The 20,345-nt window shown below is 48.8% G+C and carries 23 protein-coding genes; 16 read left to right on the top strand and 7 right to left on the bottom strand.

The annotated features are described in order from the left end of the window. Positions 1 to 10: 10 nt before the first annotated feature. The 3 genes from recF to dnaA are packed head-to-tail and all read right to left on the bottom strand — an operon-like array spanning position 11 to position 3,725. The gene (gene recF / locus QWI17_RS17740; protein ID WP_302723862.1) at positions 11 to 1,132 is read right to left on the bottom strand and encodes a DNA replication/repair protein RecF; all 1,122 of its coding nucleotides are present in this window, start codon (positions 1,130 to 1,132) and stop codon (positions 11 to 13) included. Between the two features lie 10 nt (positions 1,133 to 1,142). Further along, on the bottom strand, positions 1,143 to 2,246 hold the full coding sequence (gene dnaN / locus QWI17_RS17735) for a DNA polymerase III subunit beta (protein ID WP_302723861.1): 1,104 nt from the start codon (positions 2,244 to 2,246) through the stop codon (positions 1,143 to 1,145). A gap of 21 nt (positions 2,247 to 2,267) precedes the next feature. Further along, on the bottom strand, positions 2,268 to 3,725 hold the full coding sequence (dnaA, locus tag QWI17_RS17730) for a chromosomal replication initiator protein DnaA (RefSeq protein WP_302723860.1): 1,458 nt from the start codon (positions 3,723 to 3,725) through the stop codon (positions 2,268 to 2,270). 423 nt (positions 3,726 to 4,148) lie between these two features. Between dnaA and rpmH the strand changes: the two genes are divergently transcribed. The 5 genes from rpmH (at position 4,149) to mnmE (ending at position 8,074) form a co-directional block, all read left to right on the top strand. After that, positions 4,149 to 4,283 carry a 50S ribosomal protein L34 gene (gene rpmH, locus QWI17_RS17725; protein ID WP_302723859.1) on the top strand — a complete coding sequence of 45 codons (135 nt, stop codon included), beginning with the start codon at positions 4,149 to 4,151 and terminating at the stop codon, positions 4,281 to 4,283. A gap of 125 nt (positions 4,284 to 4,408) precedes the next feature. Beyond that, entirely contained in the window at positions 4,409 to 4,789 is a 381-nt protein-coding gene (gene rnpA, locus QWI17_RS17720; protein ID WP_302723858.1) for a ribonuclease P protein component, read from the top strand. Next, positions 4,735 to 5,034 carry a membrane protein insertion efficiency factor YidD gene (yidD, locus tag QWI17_RS17715; protein WP_370661381.1) on the top strand — a complete coding sequence of 100 codons (300 nt, stop codon included), beginning with the start codon at positions 4,735 to 4,737 and terminating at the stop codon, positions 5,032 to 5,034. The genes rnpA and yidD overlap by 55 nt, the downstream gene beginning before the upstream one ends. 1 nt (position 5,035) lies before the next feature. Further along, the gene (gene yidC, locus QWI17_RS17710; protein WP_302723856.1) at positions 5,036 to 6,694 is read left to right on the top strand and encodes a membrane protein insertase YidC; all 1,659 of its coding nucleotides are present in this window, start codon (positions 5,036 to 5,038) and stop codon (positions 6,692 to 6,694) included. Positions 6,695 to 6,715: 21 nt separating this feature from the next. After that, complete coding sequence (mnmE, locus tag QWI17_RS17705; protein WP_302723855.1) at positions 6,716 to 8,074, top strand: tRNA uridine-5-carboxymethylaminomethyl(34) synthesis GTPase MnmE; 1,359 nt, start codon at positions 6,716 to 6,718, stop codon at positions 8,072 to 8,074. 62 nt (positions 8,075 to 8,136) lie between these two features. Here the strand turns inward: mnmE and QWI17_RS17700 are convergent, their stop codons facing one another. From QWI17_RS17700 to QWI17_RS17685, 4 genes are all read right to left on the bottom strand, one after another. Beyond that, the gene (locus tag QWI17_RS17700) at positions 8,137 to 8,649 is read right to left on the bottom strand and encodes a helix-turn-helix domain-containing protein (protein WP_302723854.1); all 513 of its coding nucleotides are present in this window, start codon (positions 8,647 to 8,649) and stop codon (positions 8,137 to 8,139) included. A gap of 125 nt (positions 8,650 to 8,774) precedes the next feature. Further along, on the bottom strand, positions 8,775 to 9,398 hold the full coding sequence (lepB, locus tag QWI17_RS17695) for a signal peptidase I (protein WP_302723853.1): 624 nt from the start codon (positions 9,396 to 9,398) through the stop codon (positions 8,775 to 8,777). A 67-nt stretch (positions 9,399 to 9,465) separates the two neighbouring features. Then, entirely contained in the window at positions 9,466 to 10,329 is an 864-nt protein-coding gene (locus QWI17_RS17690; protein WP_302723852.1) for a fructosamine kinase family protein, read from the bottom strand. Positions 10,330 to 10,331: 2 nt separating this feature from the next. Further along, a complete protein-coding gene (locus QWI17_RS17685; protein ID WP_302723851.1) occupies positions 10,332 to 10,895 on the bottom strand; it encodes a MarR family winged helix-turn-helix transcriptional regulator in 564 nt (187 codons plus the stop codon). Between the two features lie 114 nt (positions 10,896 to 11,009). Here QWI17_RS17685 and QWI17_RS17680 point away from each other — a divergent pair, with 114 nt between their 5' ends. The 11 genes from QWI17_RS17680 to QWI17_RS17630 all read left to right on the top strand — a co-directional run bounded on the left by QWI17_RS17680 (position 11,010) and on the right by QWI17_RS17630 (position 20,341). After that, on the top strand, positions 11,010 to 11,765 hold the full coding sequence (locus tag QWI17_RS17680) for a hypothetical protein (RefSeq protein ID WP_302723850.1): 756 nt from the start codon (positions 11,010 to 11,012) through the stop codon (positions 11,763 to 11,765). Positions 11,766 to 11,776: 11 nt separating this feature from the next. Then, positions 11,777 to 12,286: a TlpA disulfide reductase family protein gene (locus QWI17_RS17675; RefSeq protein ID WP_302723849.1), complete on the top strand. Its 510-nt coding sequence runs from the start codon at positions 11,777 to 11,779 to the stop codon at positions 12,284 to 12,286. A 525-nt stretch (positions 12,287 to 12,811) separates the two neighbouring features. Next, positions 12,812 to 14,707 carry a tRNA uridine-5-carboxymethylaminomethyl(34) synthesis enzyme MnmG gene (gene mnmG, locus QWI17_RS17670; protein ID WP_302723848.1) on the top strand — a complete coding sequence of 632 codons (1,896 nt, stop codon included), beginning with the start codon at positions 12,812 to 12,814 and terminating at the stop codon, positions 14,705 to 14,707. Next, complete coding sequence (gene rsmG / locus QWI17_RS17665) at positions 14,707 to 15,351, top strand: 16S rRNA (guanine(527)-N(7))-methyltransferase RsmG (RefSeq protein WP_302723847.1); 645 nt, start codon at positions 14,707 to 14,709, stop codon at positions 15,349 to 15,351. Before mnmG ends, rsmG begins: the two co-directional genes overlap by 1 nt. Before the next feature lie 156 nt (positions 15,352 to 15,507). Next, complete coding sequence (locus QWI17_RS17660; protein ID WP_302723846.1) at positions 15,508 to 16,314, top strand: ParA family protein; 807 nt, start codon at positions 15,508 to 15,510, stop codon at positions 16,312 to 16,314. Between the two features lie 28 nt (positions 16,315 to 16,342). Then, a complete protein-coding gene (locus tag QWI17_RS17655) occupies positions 16,343 to 17,251 on the top strand; it encodes a ParB/RepB/Spo0J family partition protein (RefSeq protein WP_302723845.1) in 909 nt (302 codons plus the stop codon). A 304-nt stretch (positions 17,252 to 17,555) separates the two neighbouring features. Continuing rightward, on the top strand, positions 17,556 to 17,987 hold the full coding sequence (locus tag QWI17_RS17650) for an ATP synthase subunit I (protein ID WP_302723844.1): 432 nt from the start codon (positions 17,556 to 17,558) through the stop codon (positions 17,985 to 17,987). Positions 17,988 to 18,029: 42 nt separating this feature from the next. Then, entirely contained in the window at positions 18,030 to 18,974 is a 945-nt protein-coding gene (gene atpB, locus QWI17_RS17645) for a F0F1 ATP synthase subunit A (RefSeq protein ID WP_302723843.1), read from the top strand. A 55-nt stretch (positions 18,975 to 19,029) separates the two neighbouring features. After that, positions 19,030 to 19,266 (top strand): F0F1 ATP synthase subunit C, encoded by a 237-nt coding sequence (gene atpE / locus QWI17_RS17640; RefSeq protein ID WP_302723842.1) that lies wholly within the window; start codon positions 19,030 to 19,032, stop codon positions 19,264 to 19,266. 55 nt (positions 19,267 to 19,321) lie between these two features. Continuing rightward, on the top strand, positions 19,322 to 19,792 hold the full coding sequence (locus QWI17_RS17635; RefSeq protein WP_302723841.1) for a F0F1 ATP synthase subunit B: 471 nt from the start codon (positions 19,322 to 19,324) through the stop codon (positions 19,790 to 19,792). Between the two features lie 12 nt (positions 19,793 to 19,804). Next, complete coding sequence (locus tag QWI17_RS17630) at positions 19,805 to 20,341, top strand: F0F1 ATP synthase subunit delta (RefSeq protein ID WP_302723840.1); 537 nt, start codon at positions 19,805 to 19,807, stop codon at positions 20,339 to 20,341. Positions 20,342 to 20,345: the final 4 nt, after the last annotated feature.

Below are 20,345 nucleotides of genomic sequence, written 5' to 3'. Positions count from 1 at the left end.
ACTCCGCTTATTAGAGAGGTTGAACAGCGTTTTTATCCGCTATCACCTGCAACTCTTTGTGTTTTATTTCTCCGCGTTCCACGTGGAACACTTTAATATCCCGATTAACCGTTCTATTCCAGGGTTCATACAATGCGTCGACATCAACGCCAGTTACAAACACCTGACAATTCAATTTGTTGATCCACTCGATCATGAGCTCTTGATGTTTTTCATCCAGCTCAGAGGGGAGATCATCGACCAACAATGTACAATTTTTTTTACTTGCTTCCTGAAACACTAAACATTGAGCCAAAATTAAAGCGCAAACCAAGAGCTTTTGTTGCCCCCTGGATAACACCTCCTCCGCTTTATAGGCACCAACCTTTATTTTAATATCTGCTCGATGAAACCCTGATCCAGTAAATCCCTGCTTAGAGTCTCGTTCGAAGTTACCTTTGAGCGTCTCTCTTAAGTCGGACTCCGTATTCCACCCCTGATCCAATTCAACCGTTAGTTCCTCTACACGCACAAACTGATCGACTAACTTTAGGAATGCGTCTTTGAACGCCGAGAAGGCCGCTAGACGGTACTCAGCAAGCTTTACACTTTGGAGGGCTAACTCTCGATCCCAAACCGCAAATTCGCAGTAGGCTATTCTATCACGGCGCAGCATTGCGTTCCGTTGTTTAAGGCAGCGCCCTGCATTCTTCCAAACCCAAAAGAAATTAGGTTCCACGTGGAACACAAGCCAATCAAGAAACTGCCGCCTTTCCTTAGGCCCGCCCTCAACGAGCTGGAAAGTATCGCTGTTGATGACAAGAACCGGTAAAGAGCGAGTCAACTCAGCCAACGAACCGACCGACTTACCATTAACCTTAAATTGAGAGTCACCTCTGCGAGGCCTAGAAATACCAATCGATGTATCCGTGGAGCGCCCGAATACCGTTAGCTCCTGTGCTCCGGTATTAATGAGTGGCTTAATCTTGTGATTACGGAAAGATCTCCCCAGGCTCAAAAGGTGCACCGATTCAAGTAGTGACGTCTTGCCGGAACCGTTGAGACCGTAAAAAAGATTAATATCAGGAGAAGGCTGAAGGTCCACCTGTAACAAATTGCGAAACTGGGAAACCATCAGCCGCTGGATAGGCATGACGTTATACTTAAAGCCTCATAGGCATTACGACATAAAGAGAGTCACCCTCTTCAGGTTCTTCTAATAACGCGCTACTATTGGCATCTGACAGTGTAATCTTGACCGTATCACTGTCCAAAACATTCGCCACATCGGTCAAATAGCTCACATTAAAACCGACTTCCAGCGAATCTCCATCATAATCAACGGTCAGTTGCTCTTCCGCCTCTTCCTGCTCTGGGTTATTTGCGACTATAGTCAACTGACCACTGTCTAATAGCAGCCGAACTCCGCGATACTTTTCATTAGAAAGAATCGCGGTACGTGAAAACGCCTGTTTCAGTTCGCTGCGCGAACCGTACATAGTCTTATCGCCGCCTCTGGGCAGAACACGCTCGTAGTCGGGAAACTTGCCATCGACCAACTTAGAGGTAAACGTGTACTCCTCTGAAGCAACTCGTATATGGTTTGCACTGAGAATAATATCAACCAAATCTTCGTTATCGTTCATCAGGCGCGCTAACTCTAACACCCCTTTTCGAGGCAAAATTGCCTGTACCAACTCGGCCGTATTGATACCCAATTCGCGGGTGCACATAGCCATACGATGACCATCGGTTGCCACGACTCGCAACTGGTCCTGCTTTACCTCCCAAAGCATGCCGTTGAGGTAATAGCGAACATCTTGTTGGGCCATTGCAAATGCCGTGCGATCAATCAAGCGCTTAATCTCACCTTGTTGAGCACTGAATTGCAGGTCACTTGGGCCATCTTCCACATTGGGGAAGTCACTGGCTGGTAAAGTAGAAAGAGTAAAACGGCTTCTGCCACTTTTTAGTAAAATACGACCTTCTTCTTCGATTACTTCAATCATTGAGTCATCAGGCAAAGAGCGCACGATATCGACAAACTTTCGTGCGGGAACAGTGATCTCACCATCAACGCCTGGCGCCTCTAATTCAACGCGACCGACTATCTCTACTTCAAGATCGGTACCAGTAAGTGCGAGCTTATCGCCCTCTAGCACCAGCAACACATTGGAAAGTACGGGTAAGGTCTGGCGACGCTCAACTACACCGGCCACCAACTGCAGGGGTTTAATCAATGCCTCTCGCGATACGACGAATTTCATGTGATGGTCTCTTAGTCCTAATTAAGTGGTCAAGGAGCGCAGCAGGTTTTTCAAATCTTCCCTGATATCCGCATCCTCTTCTTCTAACTGTTTAATTTTACGGCAAGCGTGTAAAACTGTCGTATGATCACGCCCCCCGAACGCTTCGCCAATTTCCGGTAAACTGTGGTTGGTCAGCTCCTTAGCCAAGGCCATAGCCACCTGGCGAGGGCGGGCAACGGAACGACTGCGGCGCTTAGACAGCATATCGGCGATTTTAATCTTGTAGTACTCCCCGACAACTCGCTGAATATTATCAACACTCACCTGCTTATCCTGCAGCGCTAACAAGTCTTTTAGGGCTTCTCGCACCAGTTCAACATCGATTGACCGTCCAGTGAAGTGAGCGCTCGCTATCACCCTTTTTAGCGCACCTTCAAGCTCTCGAACGTTGGATCGGATTCTCTGGGCGATAAAAAAAGCCGCATCATCGGGTAAATCCACCTCCACTTGCTGCGCCTTTTTCTTTAAGATAGCCACGCGCATTTCCAACTCAGGCGGCTCTACCGCCACCGTGAGCCCCCAACCAAAGCGAGACTTTAACCTCTCTTCAAGACCGTTAATCTCTTTCGGGTATCGATCGCACGTCAGAATAATTTGCTGCCCACCCTCCAGTAACGAATTGAAGGTGTGGAAAAATTCCTCTTGCGAGCGCTCCTTGCCTGCGAAAAACTGAATATCATCAATCAGCAACGCATCCACAGACCGATAATAACGTTTAAAGTCATTAATAGCGTTAAGCTGCAGCGCCTTAACCATATCCGCCACAAACCGCTCCGAGTGCAGGTAAATAACCTTAGCGTTAGGGTTCTTTTGTAGCAACGCATTGCCCACGGCCTGCATTAAGTGAGTCTTACCTAAGCCGACGCCACCGTAAATAAACAGGGGGTTATAGGCACCGCCAGGATTCTCCGCGACCTGGCGCGCCGCAGCCAACCCAAGTTGGTTAGACTTACCTTCAACAAAACTGGCAAACGTAAAAGCGCGGTTCACGTTACTCTGATGCTTCAATCCGCCTTCGACATCAGTCTTCGACGCTACTGTTGCGGCGGATGGTTGCCGCGGCTCTTCGGGGGATGGCAGCGGACTGTCGGAGCGCCCGATAGGCTCGGAGGCATTATTGTTGAAATGGCCAGGGGCTGGACGTGGCGCAGTGGGAGCTGGACGTCGCATTACATTAGTTGTCGTACCGCGATTGCCCACACCAACTTCGATGCTCAAAGCAGGGTCAGCCTGGTACTGGTTTGCCAGCTCTCCAATGCGATCGAGAAACTTTTCTCTTACCCAGTCACAAACGAACCGATTTGGGGCCAAAATGCGCAGACAGTCGCCCTCGGCACCACCTTCAATTTTTAAAGGTCGAATCCACGTATTAAACTGTTGCGATGGCAACTCGTCCTGAAGACTGGAAACGCAATATTCCCAAACCGATTCCGGCAAAACTAACCCCCAATATTAATCACAAGCACACTGCTACAACGGTCGGCGCCCGTGTTAGAACCCGCTAGTTTACCCTTGTCACGACAAGTTATCCACATGTAAAACCAAATTTACGCATTATTGCCGTTAATAGCCGTAAATTGTTAATTTTAAGAGCTTTTATTCAGGTTATCAAAAAGATTCCCACAGACTTATCCACATATTTGAGCAAAAATTGCAAGATTACCGCATAAACACACTGAGCCCTGCAAAACTACTGTATAACTACTGAGTAAGCTGAATAAAACCACTGCAAAACCTGCATACAAACTAATTTAAGGTTATCACCTACTTAGACGTTGATTTTGCTCGCTATATTCTATAAACTCGCCGCCTCTTTTTCGCACACTGTGTGATCAATACAGGTAATCGGTAGGTTAACCCATGAAAAGAACATTTCAGCCCAGCGTTTTGAAACGCGCCCGCGCCCACGGCTTCCGTGCACGTATGGCCAACAAAAACGGTCGTGCCGTACTGGCTCGTCGTCGCGCTAAAGGTCGTAAAAGCTTAACTGCATAAGTTAGCCAATCGGCCGCGTGTGACCCAAGGGGCACCGCTGTAGCGTCTCGCCACATGTATGAGACCCTACACCGGTGCCTTTTGTTTGTGGCTCAATAATACTCCCAATACGAGGTCGCAGCCCTGTGAGCTCGAAAACCTTCAGCAAACACCAGCGCCTGTTAAACGCAACCGAATTTCAAACGGTCTTTGATAACGCGCCATTTCGCGCCTCTCACCAGTTCATATTGATGCTGTCGCGACCCAATGCAGAACAACCCGCTCGTCTGGGGTTAATCATCGCCAAAAAGAACATCCGTCGGGCTGTCGATCGCAATCGGGTGAAACGACTTATTCGCGAAAGTTTTCGTGAACACCAGCAACATTTATATGGGTTAGATGTTATTGTACTGGCTCGCCGCGGTCTGGCCGAACTCGACAACGCTCAGATATTTAAATTACTCGCTAAGCAGTGGCGACGCTTAGAAAACAAAAAAGCCCAAACCAGCCAAGAGGCCCAATCGTGAGTTGGCTCGCCATCAAACTGATACATACCTACCGGTACTTACTCAGCCCCTGGGTCGGCAACCAATGTCGGTTTTACCCCAGTTGTTCCCACTACGGCGAAGAAGCAATAAAAACCCACGGTTTTATAAAAGGGGGTTATCTAACCACCCGCCGCCTTTTAAAATGTCACCCTTGGCATCCAGGCGGATTGGACCCGGTACCGGCAAAATCAAACAATCAACCACTAACCAATGGCAAACACTAAGATGGATTGGCAAAAGAATCTGTTAATCGCGGCAATGGTCGCTGTAATCATTCTCCTGGTGATTCGCTGGGAAGAGTTCCAGGAGCGGCAAGCACTCAACACTGCAGCAGTGGCAGAAAGCCAGGTCAGCAGCGCTCGCAGTGATAATGATGTTCCCGCTGTGGTAACCAACGATGTTCCCCAGCCCGATGTACCCGGCGCGACGCCAGCACAACAAGCTACCGGACAACTAATAGAAGTTGCCACTGACTCTCTGCTGGTTTCCATCGATCCACGCGGTGGCGATATCGTCAATGTTGCACTGCCGAAACATTTCGCCGAAGTGGATACACCGGATCAACCCTTTGTTCTGGTCGATAATAGTGGTACGAAAACTTATACCGCTCAAAGCGGTCTGGTCGGACCAAATGGCACCGACAGCGCGGACGGACGGCCTCTGTTTGTGAGCACAGACTATAACTTTCAAATGGCCGACGGTGCCGGTTCATTACAAGTAGATTTAACCACTGAGCAAGACGGCGTCGTCATCACCAAACGCTTTACCTTCTATCGCGGTGAATACCGGGTAGAGGTGAACTACTTAATTAACAATGCCAGCAGCTCTACTTGGCAGGCGGCGCTATACGGTCAAATTAAGCGAGATAGCCACAAACCTAACACAGCCAATGGCTTCGGTATGCAACCATTTGTGGGGGCAGCCCTAACCACCGAAGATGAGCGCTATAAAAAGTTCTCTTTCGACGATCTTGAAGATAAGAGCTTTAAAGCGACTGTTGAAGGCGGCTGGATCTCCATGGTTCAGCACTACTTTATCAGCGCCTGGATCCCTGCTCAGGAAAGCAAAAATCAATACTACTTGCGCCAGCAGGGTAACCAAGACATTTTCCTGATGGGTTTCACCTCACCACTGATGTCCGTCGCCGCCGGAGAAACTAAAACCTTTGGCGCAGAGTTTTACGCAGGCCCTAAAGACACTGAAGCGCTCGAAGCCATTGCTCCCTACCTGGACCTGACCGTTGATTACGGTTGGCTATGGTGGATGGCCAAGCCATTGTTCAGTGTTCTAAAGTATATTCATGAACTAATTGGTAATTGGGGTATATCAATTATTGCCCTGACAATTATTATTAAAGCAATCTTCTTTAAGCTAAGTGCCACAAGCTATAGGTCTATGGCTCGTATGCGCAAGCTAGCTCCCAAAATGAAGGACCTAAAAGAACGCTACGGTGATGATCGTCAAAAAATGTCGCAAGAGACCATGAAGCTCTATCGCGACGAGAAAGTGAACCCTCTGGGCGGATGTTTACCGATGCTTATTCAGATGCCTGTATTTTTGGCTCTGTATTGGGTGTTAATGGAGTCAGTCGAACTTCGCCATACTCCGTTCCTATGGATGGCGGACTTATCGGTCAAAGATCCAATATTTATATTGCCTCTGTTGATGGGTTTCACCATGTGGCTGACTATGCGCCTTAACCCAGAACCACCGGACCCAATGCAGGCAAAAATTATGAAGATGATGCCTGTGGTCTTCACCTTTATGTTCCTATGGTTCCCCGCCGGTCTGGTTCTGTACTGGGTAACCAACAACACATTATCATTCTTACAGCAGATGATTATTACCCGGCAGATTGAAAAGTCGGAAAGCGCCAGCGCTTAAACCAAAAGGATCTTTATTCCGGTGTTACCTCCCACCGACACCATTGCCGCCGTCGCGACCGCCACCGGTCGCGGTGGCGTCGGCATTGTTCGAGTTTCTGGACCTCAGGCCCCTGAGATTGCAAAAGCTATAACCAAAGCCACACTGACACCTCGGCAGGCGCACTATCTGCCTTTCTGGGACGAAAATACCCAAGAGCTAGACCGGGGCATAGCACTTCTGTTTAGCGGCCCCAACTCATTTACCGGGGAAGACATACTCGAACTACAAGGTCACGGCGGCCCCATTGTTCTAGGCCTACTGTTAGAGCGAGTGAAACAACTGGGTGCCCGGCAGGCTCGACCCGGCGAGTTCTCAGAGCGTGCTTTTTTGAACGACAAACTCGACCTCGCTCAGGCTGAGGCAATAGCCGACTTGATTGAAGCCAGCTCCGAACAAGCGGCCCGCAACGCCCTAAATTCCTTACAGGGGTTGTTTTCTAATCAGGTGCATGCGCTGGTGGAATCATTGATTGCCATGCGCATCTACGTAGAAGCGGCCATCGATTTCCCCGAAGAAGAGATCGATTTTCTCAGTGATGGCAAAGTCGCCGGTGATCTAACTCATATCAGCGAAAGTTTGGTCGAGCTGATTCAACAGGCCCGCCAGGGACAACTGGTTCGAGATGGCATGCAGGTTGTTATCGCAGGTAAACCCAACGCCGGTAAATCCAGCTTGCTAAACGCTTTGGTTGAACGCGACAGTGCTATTGTTACTGATATCGCCGGCACCACGCGCGATGTGCTCAAGGAGCATATCCATATCGACGGTATGCCATTGCACATTATCGATACCGCTGGTTTGCGTGAAGCATCGGATCAAGTGGAAAAAATTGGGATTGAGCGCGCCTGGGCAGAGATCGAAAAGGCCGATCGCATTCTTCTTATGATCGATGCCGTTGACGCTATTAATCACCCAGACTGGCAACCGGAAAATGTTTGGCCAGAATTCACTGAGCGTCTTAAACACTCAGACAAGGTTAGCGTTATCTACAATAAGGTGGACTTAGCTGATACCTCAAAACTTCCCGACAACGCTCTCGCCATCAGCGCCAAAACCGGTCAGGGCCTGAAGACTCTAAAGCAACACCTGAAAGACTGCATCGGCTACCAGAGCACAACCGAAGCCACCTTCACGGCAAGGCAAAGACACATAGACGCCCTCTTATCGGCGCAGCGCTGCCTGCAACAAGGAGAAGAACAGCTACAGCTACACGCGGCGGGAGAACTGTTAGCCGAAGACCTGCGCGATGCGCAAAATTATCTTTCAGAAATCACCGGAGAGTTCACCTCCGATGACTTGTTGGGAAGGATTTTCTCGTCTTTTTGTATAGGAAAATAGAGGTCTGAGGTCTGAGGTCTGATAGCGTCCGACATCAGACTTCAGACCTCTAGCGACTTACTCTACAACTTCCTTCCCAGCCGCTTCTCAACCTGTTTGCGCTCCCAGTCGGGGCCGAATAGATTAAACACCTCAAACACATTGAGTGCGTGTAGGGCGAGGCCGATTCCCCAACCAAAAGCGGGCCAGAATACCCACATATAACCCGGTGAAGTGGTTAAATTTACAAACACCAGAAACGGGATAATCACCAGGTACGACGCAAGATTAGAGTAAAACGCTTTAACATCCCTTACATACTCTATAGCTTTTTGCTCTTCTAAAGCTTCCGCCTTGGCGTCTTGATGATCCGTCGCAGTATCGTTTGGTGTAGTAGATGTTGAGTTCATATCACTGCCCTCCATAGGCCATTCACTGATATCAACCTCAAACACAGCGGCAAGTGCATTGCGCGTTTCCAATGAGGGCGGCTGCCCCCTTTCAATGCGTTGAATGGTCCGAATGCTGACGCCAGCCATTTCGGCTAACTGTTCCTGAGACCAGCCTTTCACTAATCTGAGTTTTCGAACGTTCATTCCTTGCTCCGTAATGTACTGAGGTGTGCGGTATGAATTGCACAACCTAAGTATTGTAAAAATCCACCTGACAAAGCCACGTCACCTACCTGACATCTTGGTGACAAATCAATAAAAACAATAACTTACATTATTTTGTGGGCAAAACGTTGAGCAAACCGATCAGTAAAATTTAACCCGACCGCCACAACTTTACCGATCACCTGGCTTTCGTCCACCAACCCCCAGAAGCGAGAATCTAAGCTGTTGTCGCGGTTATCACCCATAACAAAATACTTGCCCTCAGGAATCAGCAACTCGCCTTCAAGAATTGGCTGCTCACCGGTTGGGTCCAAAAGATGTTTTGCACCGGGTAAAAGCTCCCAATACTGGCCGTTATCGTGCTCTACCGAAACCAACTCACTGTTTACCCAAATGCGATGCCCCTCTATTTTTAATCTATCGCCGGGTACACCAATAACCCGCTTTACCAGACAATTGTCAGTGTGAGACGGGAAGAAAGTAATGATATCTCCTCTGCTAGGGTTACCGACACTCAACAATCTCGATCGAGTAAAGGGTACCGCCGGCCCGTACGCTAACTTATTAACGACCAAAACATCACCGGGATAAAGCGTTGGCTCCATAGAACTGGATGGGACGTAATTCCAGTCAGCAACCGCCGTGCGGAAAAAAGCCAGGCAGCATACAAACAACAAAAATCCAGCATTGCGACGTATAAATCCGGGGGTTTTAGGTTTGGCAGTCATATTTTAAATCCATGTATTTATAGGCTAAGGCACCTTAGAGCGCTCGCACTAAGGAAAGTTTCCCCACTCACCTAACAGCCAGAACGCCAAGCTCCCGAAGTAAACTGTTAACAGCAAACTCATACCCAGAACCGAAAAGGTTGTAGTGATTGAGCATATGATAGAGGTTATACAGAGGCCTACGTTGAGCGGCATCAGCAGGCAGAGCCCAACGACTGCTATAGCCACGATAGAAGTCTGAACCGAAGCCGCCAAAAACATAGGTAAAGGCGATATCGGTTTCTCTGTCCCCATAGTAAGTGGCAGGATCAAACAGCACGGGCTCACCAGACGCCGTATATGCTTTATTTCCACTCCACAGGTCGCCGTGCAAAAGCGATGCCTTAGGTTGATGGCGCGACAACAGATCAAACGAGCATTCTCTCAAGGATGATGCCTTTACCGTCGCTAATCCGGCTTGTTGCGCCATAGCGAGCTGCGGCCTTAAACGCTGCTGCCACCAAAATTCTGCCCAATTTTGGTTTTTAGTATTGTGCTGCACAGTATGGCCAATAAAATTGCTGGATTTAAACCCATACATATTGTCTTCAGCAGGAATTGCATGCATATCCGCCAAAGCAACCCCTAATTGATACTCATCTCCTGTATCGACAAGGGATATATACTCTAACAACAGAATTGCGACGTCAGCGCCACAAAAGTAACCCAACGACTTGGGCGTGCGCACGGATGCCCTTGCAAGCTCCTGCAAATTGGCAAACTCTGCTTCAAGCAACTGACCATTGCGATGGCATTTTAAAAAATACTGAACACCGCTCAGGTTGCTTGCGCTGAAACTTTGGCAAATATCACCACCGCTGACAGCCCGAATTGTTTTCTCATCCAACTCACCGAAGAAGACTTCTTGAATCAGCTGTGACCAATCGAACATAGTTACGCTGCGCTAAATTCCCGGCAAATGAGTTCAACATCATCAACCGACAATGCTTCTTCGGTTAACCCACACCAATACCCGCCGTTTCGGTTCAGGTTGTGCTGACAGGAATGACACTGACCAAAAGCCTTTGCTTTGTTGGTTCTTTGCATCGCTGACAATAACTCCATCAACCCTGCCGCTAAAGATTGCTGGCAATCGGGAGACAAAGAACCAAGCGCTTGTTGCAACAGTGGTGACGGTTTTAGCTGATTCAGGACCTGCTCACCTTTACGGGTCAATACAAGATGCACTACTCGGCGGTCTTCAGCATCGGGCGTTTTGTGTATTAAACCGCGACCTTGCAACACTTTTATCGTCTGCGACACAGTGCCTTTGGTTTGCCCCAAATATTCAGTGACTGACATTGCTGTATCACTGAACCGGTTCGCCCTCTTCAGGTAATCCAGTACCTCTAACTGCACCGGCTGTAAAGTCTCTGCGGACTCCAGTCGCCGCACTTCGGTGCGCAACAACCCACTAAGGCGATCGAGTAAGTGATCAATCTTCTCTGCTTCATTCATACCACAATAGTATCGACTAAAAACAATATTGACAAGCCACCTAAATAATGGAAAACTCAATATTGTATCGAGTCGACACAATACTTAAATAAGCAAAACAGTGAGGAAATTACAATGAAACACAGTGGAATTATCAGCTTATACGCCGCCCTTTTTATGGCCAACGGCGCGGTGGCGCACGACCAACACAAAGGCGGCCTTCAATCGCCCACCGATAAAACAACCCCTAAAGCCATGGACATTGTGCACGCAAAGGTCAGTTATGCCGGTAATGTCGCAACATTCCATATGGCAACTGCAGCCAGTGCAGGACACCACAAACCAAAAGCAAAAGGAGAGCTGGCCGGCAGTGAGGTTTATTCTTATGTTTGGCCCACCACACTGGATACTGCTAGCGTCGGTTTTGAATCAGATGCCGGTTTACTGGCGCTTGCGGTCACCTCTCATCCAGATTTCGACGACACTCCACTGTTCGACGAAAACAGCGACGGGCAGTACGACAACGATGGCAGTAACTGGCATAGCCACTGGGTCGTTCTAGCCCCAAACGAACAGTGTGGTGCAGGAGCACTGGGCGTTGTGGATATCCCCGATGGCTCTACGCCAAGCCTACCTAAAACCTGGCCAGGCCTACCTATATTAATCGACAGCCCTGGTTGGCAACCGGTTTTCGAGCAACAGAGCGTTAATGTGCGAGTACCCTTTGACTCGACAGTCGAACTTGAGGGGACACAATACGATGGGGTGATCGCGGGGTTACGGGTTAACCAAAGCGTACACGCACCATTATTGTGTGTCGTTAATGTATTCGATGTGGCAAGCGGTGACCTCTCCTTGCCCGGTATCTTCGATGAACAACATGATCATTAGGAGCAACGGCGATGAATTCGAAACCCTTTGTACCCGTGTATGCCAGCGAATGGCTTAACGTCGACACAAGCGACTACCGGGTGTTTCTATCAGGCAAAGCACTATTGATACACTCTTTTCAAATGCTTTGCCCAGGCTGTGTTTATCACAGCCTGCCCCAGCTCGCTTCTGTGCGAAAGGTCTACTCCGAAGATCAGCTTTCCATTGTCGGGTTACACAGCGTATTTGAGCATCACGATGCAATGACGCCAACAGCCCTAAAAGCGTTTGTGAGTGAAATGGGGATTACCTACCCTGTTGCTATAGATGCCGCCTCAGATGGGCCAGTCCCCAAAACTATGGCCCACTATAATTTACAAGGGACGCCATCAATGTTGATATTTTCAGCAGACGGCAGCCTTATAGTGCAACACTTTGGCAGACTCAGTGACATGCAATTAAGTGCCTTTATCACTCAAGCGATTTGGAGCGATAACAAAACAATCATACAGCGCTCAGCTACCCAAGGTTGCTCAATATAAAAGTATTCAACAGAAGTGGACAAGGTTATCCACAGATATAACTGACTCAAAAAGGGCACTTACAAGATTTATCCACAATTGTTCACAGGTTTATCCCATAACTCCATGTTTTTACACGTTTTTCGATTAAATAGTAATCAGGGTTCGGTATAAGCCTGTGTGTTTCCACTGACAAACCTGCATAACGAATTGGGGATAAATCAATTTTCCAGATTTCAGTGGATAACTGGCCATTTCATCCCAAGCTTGTGCAGGGGTCTCTGTCAGCTTACCGGCATCTTTTACTAAGGGTTATACTTTCTTTAACTTATTGTTTTATATACTTAAATATGGGTTAACCACAGAAATATAGCTCAGTATATATAGTAATAACATTAATCTTTAATACCTATATAAATATATATTTTAATTATTCTTTATATGTATAAAACAATTTCAACGTTTAAGTATTGAACATGTTTTGTACAATTGAACTTTCCCTATATAATGCTCGCCCATTTTTCTCTAGCAACCTTGAGACACTGAATGAATTACCCGGATCGATTTGACGTAATTGTTGTTGGCGGCGGACACGCAGGCACCGAGGCCTGTTTAGCCGCTGCACGCATGGGGGCTAAGACCCTGCTGCTGTCGCACAACATAGAGACGCTGGGTCAAATGTCTTGTAACCCAGCCATTGGCGGTATTGGCAAAAGCCACCTGGTTAAAGAAATTGACGCTCTGGGTGGCGCCATGGCACTGGCCACCGATGCCGGTGGCATACAGTTTCGAATACTCAATGCCCGCAAGGGCCCTGCAGTAAGAGCAACGCGCGCACAGGCCGACCGCGTTTTATACAAAGCGGCGATTCGCGAAACCCTGGAAAACCAACCCAACCTTTGGATTTTCCAACAGGCCGTGGATGACCTCATTGTTGAATCCGATGAGGTTCGCGGTGTGGTTACGCAAATGGGCTTAAAGTTTTTTGCTAACCAGGTGGTACTAACCGCGGGGACTTTTCTCGGTGGTGTTATTCACATTGGAATGCAAAACCATTCCGGCGGGCGTGCCGGTGATCCACCTGCGCAGGCATTGTCACAGCGATTGCGCGAGTACCCATTGCGTGTTGATCGACTAAAAACTGGAACTCCTCCAAGAATTGACGCCAAATCAGTTGATTACTCTGAACTGCAAGAGCAATGGGGAGATGAGCCTCGCCCGGTTATGTCGGTACGGGGTAACCGCCAAATGCAACCTAAGCAAGTGTGTTGCTGGATTACGCATACCAACGAGCAAACCCACGAGATTATTCGCAGTGGTTTGGATCGCTCACCGATGTACTCCGGCGTTATTGAAGGTGTGGGGCCACGCTATTGTCCATCCATTGAAGATAAAATCCATCGCTTTGCCGACAAGCCTAGCCACCAAATCTTTATTGAACCAGAGGGGTTAACCACACACGAGCTCTACCCCAATGGTATCTCCACCAGCCTGCCGTTTGATGTGCAAATGAATTTGGTGCGCTCCATTAAAGGTTTTGAAAACGCCCACATCATGCGCCCGGGCTATGCCATTGAATACGATTATTTTAATCCGCAAGATTTAAAATATTCACTAGAGACTAAAGTCATTGGCGGCCTTTATTTCGCAGGGCAAATTAATGGTACTACCGGTTATGAAGAAGCCGGCGCTCAAGGTTTGTTGGCCGGTCTTAACGCTGCCCGTCGATCCCGTGAACTCGAAGCCTGGTGTCCACGTCGTGATCAAGCTTATCTTGGCGTATTAGTGGATGACCTCATCACACTGGGAACAAGTGAGCCCTACCGTATGTTTACCAGCCGCGCAGAATACCGTTTGCTGCTGCGCGAAGATAATGCTGATGAGCGCCTAACACAACTCGGTTTTGAAATGGGACTGGTTGGCGAGGCTCAGTGGCAATCTTATTGTGAAAAGCGTGAAGCGGTCGATCGTGAACGCGCAAGATTAAAAGATACCTGGGTGCAGGCTGGTACCGATGAGGCCGATAAATTACAGGGAAAAGTAAAGAGCCCGCTTACCCGGGAATACAGTTTGTTTGATTTGTTAAAGCGTCCGGAATTGAAATACATTGATATTGCGTCTTTGAAGGGAGATGTCAATGTGAGTGAAGCTGTAGCCGAGCAAATCGAAATCGACGCGAAATACTCTGGCTATATTTCCCGACAGCAAGAAGAAATTGATCGCTTGCGCGCTTATGAAAATACACGCTTCCCTGAAGCGTTTGATTTTAATGCCGTCGATGGTTTGTCTAATGAAGTCAAACAAAAGCTAAGCGACGCCCGACCAGAAACGCTAGCCCGTGCCCAACGTATTCCCGGGGTAACGCCGGCTGCTGTTTCTTTACTTTTGGTGTATATGAAAAAACGCGGACTGTTAGGTCGCGCTAAGGCCGAGGCTGTTTGATGGCGAAATCACTTCGTGATCAGCTTGAGCAAGGTTGTGACGCATTAGAGTTAAGTTTAGATACGCAAACTATTGAGAAATTATTGCAGTACTTACAAGAGTTCGCTCGCTGGAACAAGGCCTATAACTTATCGGCTGTTCGCAATATAGATCAGATGGTGAGTCGCCACTTATTGGATTCTCTGGCTGTATTACCGCATTTACCCGAGGGGCGTTTTATTGATGTGGGGACGGGCGGTGGTTTACCGGGCATGGTGATGGCAATTTGTCGTCCGCAACAACCACTGACACTACTCGATAGCAATGGCAAGAAAACTCGATTTTTATTTCACGTAAAAACCCTGTTAGGGCTCGATTGGGTTGCGGTGGAAAATTGTCGCGTGGAAAAACATGTGCCAGAGCAAAAGTATCACGGAGTGGTCAGTCGCGCTTTCGCCAGTCTTGCGGATATGACGCACTGGTGCCATCACTTGCTGGATAATGATGGGCGCTTTTACGCGATGAAGGGCGTATTTCCAGAGCGGGAATTGGCGGCCATTAACGATGAATATCGGTTGTGTGATAACACTCCATTGACTGTTCCCGGCGAAGAGGGCGAGCGGCATTTACTGGTAATTGCCAAACGGCCTGCCCGGCAAGAATAATACACAGATGGTTCCCGAGCTTGCCCGATGATCGTATCTGCCACACAATAGAGGGCTCGCTCAGGCCAAGCTCAACTCAGTCTGGGTGTTGTGGCCTGTTTTCACCGACTGCACAGTGGCTGGACTTAGACCGATCACCAGAAGAAGGATAACGACTTGACTAAAATCTACGCCATAGCCAATCAAAAAGGTGGAGTGGGTAAAACCACCACCTGTGTGAACTTGGCAGCCTCTTTGGTAGCAACCAAAAAGCGAGTATTGCTGGTGGATCTGGATCCCCAGGGCAACGCGACTATGGGCAGTGGTGTGGACAAGTCCGAGCTGGAAGAAACCATTTACGATGTCCTGACCAATCGCGCCGACATCGCCGATTGTCTGGTGGTGTCCGAGGAAGGCAAATACCACGTTTTACCGGCTAATGGCGATTTAACCGCCGCCGAAGTTGAAATGTTGTCGATGCCCAACAAGGAGCGACTGCTGGGACAGGTTTTGCAGCAAATCGCGGACAGCTACGATTATATATTGATCGACTGCCCCCCCTCGCTGAATATGCTCACACTTAATGCGCTTGCCGCCTGCGATGGTGTAATAATTACCATGCAATGTGAGTACTACGCACTGGAAGGCTTGTCGGCTTTGATTGGCACAATTAATCAGATCCATGACCTTCTCAATCCCAAGTTGCGCATCGAAGGCATACTGCGCACCATGTATGATCCGCGCAATAGCTTGACCAACGACGTGTCTGCACAGTTGCATGAACATTTTGCTGATCGCGTTTATCGTACCTGTATACCGCGCAATGTCCGCCTGGCCGAGGCGCCCAGTTACGGTCAGCCAGTGCTGGTTTACGATCGTCAGTCCAAAGGCGCTCTGGCGTATTTAGCGTTGGCCGGTGAAATTATTCGCCGCAATGAACTGGGTGCGAGCAGCACTCCGATGAACTCCGAAGTGGCGCAATAGCGCTTTTTGTCAGAACACAGGTATAACCATGGCAGGAAAACGTAAAGGTTTGGGGAAAGGTTTAGATGCGCTATTGGGCGCCGGTGTAAATATTCCCGCGGCTGATGCTCCGGAGGGAGCGCCCGAAGCTGAGGCCAAAACCACCGTACCGGCCGACGGCAAGCTCATGCAAATTCCTGTCGAACTGATTCAACGCGGCAAATACCAACCGCGCCGTGATATGCACCCGGAAGCGCTGGAAGAGTTGGCCGCTTCAATACGGGCGCAAGGGGTGATGCAGCCCATAGTGGTTCGCCCTATCAGCGAAGATCGCTTCGAAATTATCGCCGGTGAGCGCCGCTGGCGCGCCACACAGCAGGCGGGATTGGACAAGATCCCCGCTGTCGTGCGCGATGTACCAGATGAAGCCGCTATTGCTATGGCGCTGATTGAAAATATTCAGCGCGAAGATCTTAACCCCATCGAAGAGGCCATGGCCCTCAAGCGACTGCAAGATGAATTCGAGCTGACGCATCAGGAAGTCGCACAGGCCGTTGGTAAATCCCGCACCACCGTGACTAACTTGCTGCGTTTGATTGCCCTCGATGACGAAGTGAAAAAATTACTCGAGCACGGTGATTTAGAAATGGGCCATGCCCGTGCCCTATTGTCACTGACTCTTGAGCAACAACGCGAAGTGGCTCGCCAAATTGTCGGTAAAGGCATGACCGTACGCCAGGCCGAAGCCCTGGTGCGGAAGATTCAGGAAGAGCAAAATAAAGGTACTATCGGCGCCAAGCCGCAAGTATCGGCTGACATTAAGCGCCTGCAAACCGAGTTGTCGGAAACTCTTGGCGCGGGAGTGGCTATTCAGCATTCCGCCAAAGGTAAGGGCAAGCTGGTGATTAGCTACAACAATCTCGACGAGCTCGACGGCATTCTCGCGCACATCAAATAACTTCTGTTGCGGATTTATCAGAGCCCAACACATCAGTGCAAAACACCGGTGTGCCACGATTTGGGTCATTTTTAGGTTATCCACAGGGATTGGTCAGGCCGGTTAAGGACTGTAAATCGCTGTTATAGGGGCTTTGCTCACCTTAACTCGCTCATTTACAGCAATTTAGCCGAAATTAGCGGGTGCACTGTTGAAAGGCACTCTTGAAACCCCCTATAATGCTGCGGCTTTGCAGCTGATCTGTAAGCAGACGTAAACATGCGGCGTAAATCGACAGATTTGCCTAATTGCAGGATAAAACGCAGTGGCGAACCGGAAAGAGACGATGCCTAAGGCGCGCCGACGGACAGCTGTTATTGCCAAATTGCCGGTATTTAACTATTTGCTGAAGTTGTGGATAGTTTTAATTGTTATCAGTATGCCGGTCGTGTTTTGGCAGTCGAGTTGGGGGATTTCTTTGCTCTGGGGGTTTTCCGTGTGTCTGGTGCCAGCAATGGTCTTCGCCAGATATGCCGGTCATATTCACGGCGCCACCAATATTCGCGCGAGTGTGAATCGTTTCTACGGAGCAGAAACAGCTAAATTTATGTTAACCACTGCCCTGTTTGTGGTGGTGTTTACCCGTGACGTAAACTTCAGCGTCCCGGTATTTTTGTGCGCGTTTATAGCGGCACAAGTTGCGCAGTTAATAGTGACGGCGAGAGTTATTCGCCGCCTTGGTCAGCCGGGGCTTTAAGCCGCGGTGAGATAAAACGAAACGACAGTCGAGAGATTACAGATGGCAGCGGACGGTAGCTCACTTACTACGACCGGTTATATCCAGCACCACTTGACCAACTGGACCTACGGCAAGCTGCCGGCTGGTACTTATTGCGACGGTACCAGTGTTCAAGAAACGACGGGTTGGACTACGGCGCATTGTGCAGAAGAAATGGCAGCCATGGGCTTTAATGCCATTCATGTGGATTCTATGCTTTGGTCTCTGGGATTGGGGGCTATTTTCCTGCTTTTGTTCCGCTGGGGCGCTAAGAGGGCTCATTCTGGAGTGCCGAGTGGCATGCTCAATTTCATTGAGTTCATGATTGAGTTTATCGACAATACGGTAAAAGATGCGTTTCAGTACAAGAGCCGTTACGTGGCTCCCTTGGCATTGACCATTTTTGCCTGGGTATTCTTAATGAACTTAATGGATCTGGTGCCCGTAGACTGGATTCCACAATTGGCGGTACTGGTTACCGGCGACCCGCACTTTTACTTCAAAGTCGTACCGACGACGGATCCTAACGTTACTCTCGGTATGGGTTTTACGGTTTTCTTACTGATTATTTTCTTCAGTGTTAAGCAAAAGGGTTTGATTGGCTTTATTAAAGAGCTGACTTTTCACCCCTTCCACCCAAGCTTTAAAGGTGTGGGACTTATTTTTGCGCCACTGCTGATTACCTTTAACTTCATACTTGAAACCATTGGGCTTGTCGCCAAACCTATATCACTGGGTTTGCGTCTGTTCGGTAACCTCTATGCCGGTGAAGTGATCTTTATTCTGATTGCTGCAATGTTTAGCGCCGGTCTGTTTTTTGGTTTGTTCGCAGGTGTTCTGCATCAGTTGTGGGCGATCCTCCACATCTTGGTTATTTACCTGCAAGCACTGGTATTTATGGTACTCACCATCGTTTATATGTCGATGGCGTTCCATGAGGATGATGAAGATCAGTTTAACCACTGATTCTTGAAACAATTTTCACTTTACTTTTTACATACTTAAATCGAGGAGATTTACCATGGGTTTAGCACTGATTGCTGTTGCACTGTTGATTGGTCTGGGCGCTCTGGGTACCGCTATTGGTTTCGCCATTCTAGGTGGCAAACTGTTGGAAGGTTCTGCCCGTCAGCCAGAATTGGCTCCAATGCTGCAAGGCAAAATGTTCTTGATCGCTGGTCTGCTTGACGCCGTACCAATGATTGGTGTGGGTATCGCTATGGTTATCCTGTTTGTGAACGTACCGGCGATGTCTTAATAAGGCTCTGCCTTAGTGACGACGCACAGAAACTTCCCATAACCGAGGTGATGGCGTGAACCTTAATTTAACCCTTATCGGACAGTCGCTGGCCTTTATTGTCTTTGTGTTTATATGCATGAAGTTCATCTGGCCACATCTGACCGCGGCACTGGCAGAACGTCAGAAGAAGATCGCTGACGGTTTAGCTGCAGCAGATCGTGCTGGTAAAGATCTAGAGCTGGCGCAAGAGAAGGCCACCAAAACTTTGCGTGAAGCAAAGGCTGAGGCGGCTGGCATTATCGAGTCGGCAAATAAGCGTGCTGCACAAATCGTTGATGAAGCGAAAGAGCAAGCTCGTACTGAAGGCGACCGTATCAAAGCGGCCGCGCAAGCTGAGGTTGAGCAGGAAGTGAATCGCGCGAAAGAACAACTGCGTTCACAAGTTTCTGTTCTGGCTTTTGCCGGTGCCGAGAAAGTACTCGAGTCTTCTGTCGATCAAGCGGCTCACAAAGACATGATCGACAAACTGGCTGCCAGTTTATAAGCGAGGTGAATTGTGGCTGAATTGACTACCCTCGCAAGACCCTATGCCAAAGCGGCGTTTGCATACGCGCGCGACCATAGCGATCTTGCGAGTTGGGCAACGCAACTGGAAACACTGGCTCTGGTGAGTGAGTATGGCAAGGCGAAAGAGATAGTGGCTTCGCCAGGCGTAACTCCCGCTGATCAGGCCACCGCTCTGATTGAAGTTTGCGGTGAAGAGTTGAGCGAAAAGGTCAAAAACTTTGTCCAGCTTTTGGCGGACAATAAGCGTTTGGCGTTGTTGCCTGAGGTATTCACCCTTTTCGATGCGCTGAAATCCGCCCAAGAGCAAGCCGTTAACGTTGAGTTGACTACAGCATATGAACTAGACGATGCCAGCCAGCAAAAACTGGCCGACGCGCTCAGTGCCAAACTTGAGCGCAAGGTAAAAGTGTCCGCAGCTATCGATCAGCAACTGCTGGCCGGTGCGGTCATTAAAGCTGGTGACTTGGTGATCGACGGCTCCATGCGCGGTCGGTTAGAAAAACTCGCAAAAGCAATCAATTCGTAGGATT

It is taken from the genome of Gilvimarinus gilvus (assembly GCF_030518155.1).
Taxonomy (GTDB): domain Bacteria; phylum Pseudomonadota; class Gammaproteobacteria; order Pseudomonadales; family Cellvibrionaceae; genus Gilvimarinus; species Gilvimarinus gilvus.
This window is presented reverse-complemented; position numbering and strand designations above follow the sequence as displayed.

Excerpts from the sequence above, each read along its gene's own strand:
- recF (WP_302723862.1), bottom strand. The coding sequence starts at position 1,132 with ATGCCTATCCAGCGGCTGATGGTTTCCCAGTTTCGCAATTTGTTACAG.
- dnaN (WP_302723861.1), bottom strand. The coding sequence starts at position 2,246 with ATGAAATTCGTCGTATCGCGAGAGGCATTGATTAAACCCCTGCAGTTG.
- rpmH (WP_302723859.1), top strand. The coding sequence starts at position 4,149 with ATGAAAAGAACATTTCAGCCCAGCGTTTTGAAACGCGCCCGCGCCCAC.
- yidC (WP_302723856.1), top strand. The coding sequence starts at position 5,036 with ATGGATTGGCAAAAGAATCTGTTAATCGCGGCAATGGTCGCTGTAATC.
- QWI17_RS17700 (WP_302723854.1), bottom strand. The coding sequence starts at position 8,649 with ATGAACGTTCGAAAACTCAGATTAGTGAAAGGCTGGTCTCAGGAACAG.
- lepB (WP_302723853.1), bottom strand. The coding sequence starts at position 9,398 with ATGACTGCCAAACCTAAAACCCCCGGATTTATACGTCGCAATGCTGGA.
- QWI17_RS17690 (WP_302723852.1), bottom strand. The coding sequence starts at position 10,329 with ATGTTCGATTGGTCACAGCTGATTCAAGAAGTCTTCTTCGGTGAGTTG.
- QWI17_RS17685 (WP_302723851.1), bottom strand. The coding sequence starts at position 10,895 with ATGAATGAAGCAGAGAAGATTGATCACTTACTCGATCGCCTTAGTGGG.
- QWI17_RS17680 (WP_302723850.1), top strand. The coding sequence starts at position 11,010 with ATGAAACACAGTGGAATTATCAGCTTATACGCCGCCCTTTTTATGGCC.
- QWI17_RS17675 (WP_302723849.1), top strand. The coding sequence starts at position 11,777 with ATGAATTCGAAACCCTTTGTACCCGTGTATGCCAGCGAATGGCTTAAC.
- mnmG (WP_302723848.1), top strand. The coding sequence starts at position 12,812 with ATGAATTACCCGGATCGATTTGACGTAATTGTTGTTGGCGGCGGACAC.
- rsmG (WP_302723847.1), top strand. The coding sequence starts at position 14,707 with ATGGCGAAATCACTTCGTGATCAGCTTGAGCAAGGTTGTGACGCATTA.
- QWI17_RS17655 (WP_302723845.1), top strand. The coding sequence starts at position 16,343 with ATGGCAGGAAAACGTAAAGGTTTGGGGAAAGGTTTAGATGCGCTATTG.
- atpB (WP_302723843.1), top strand. The coding sequence starts at position 18,030 with ATGGCAGCGGACGGTAGCTCACTTACTACGACCGGTTATATCCAGCAC.
- atpE (WP_302723842.1), top strand. The coding sequence starts at position 19,030 with ATGGGTTTAGCACTGATTGCTGTTGCACTGTTGATTGGTCTGGGCGCT.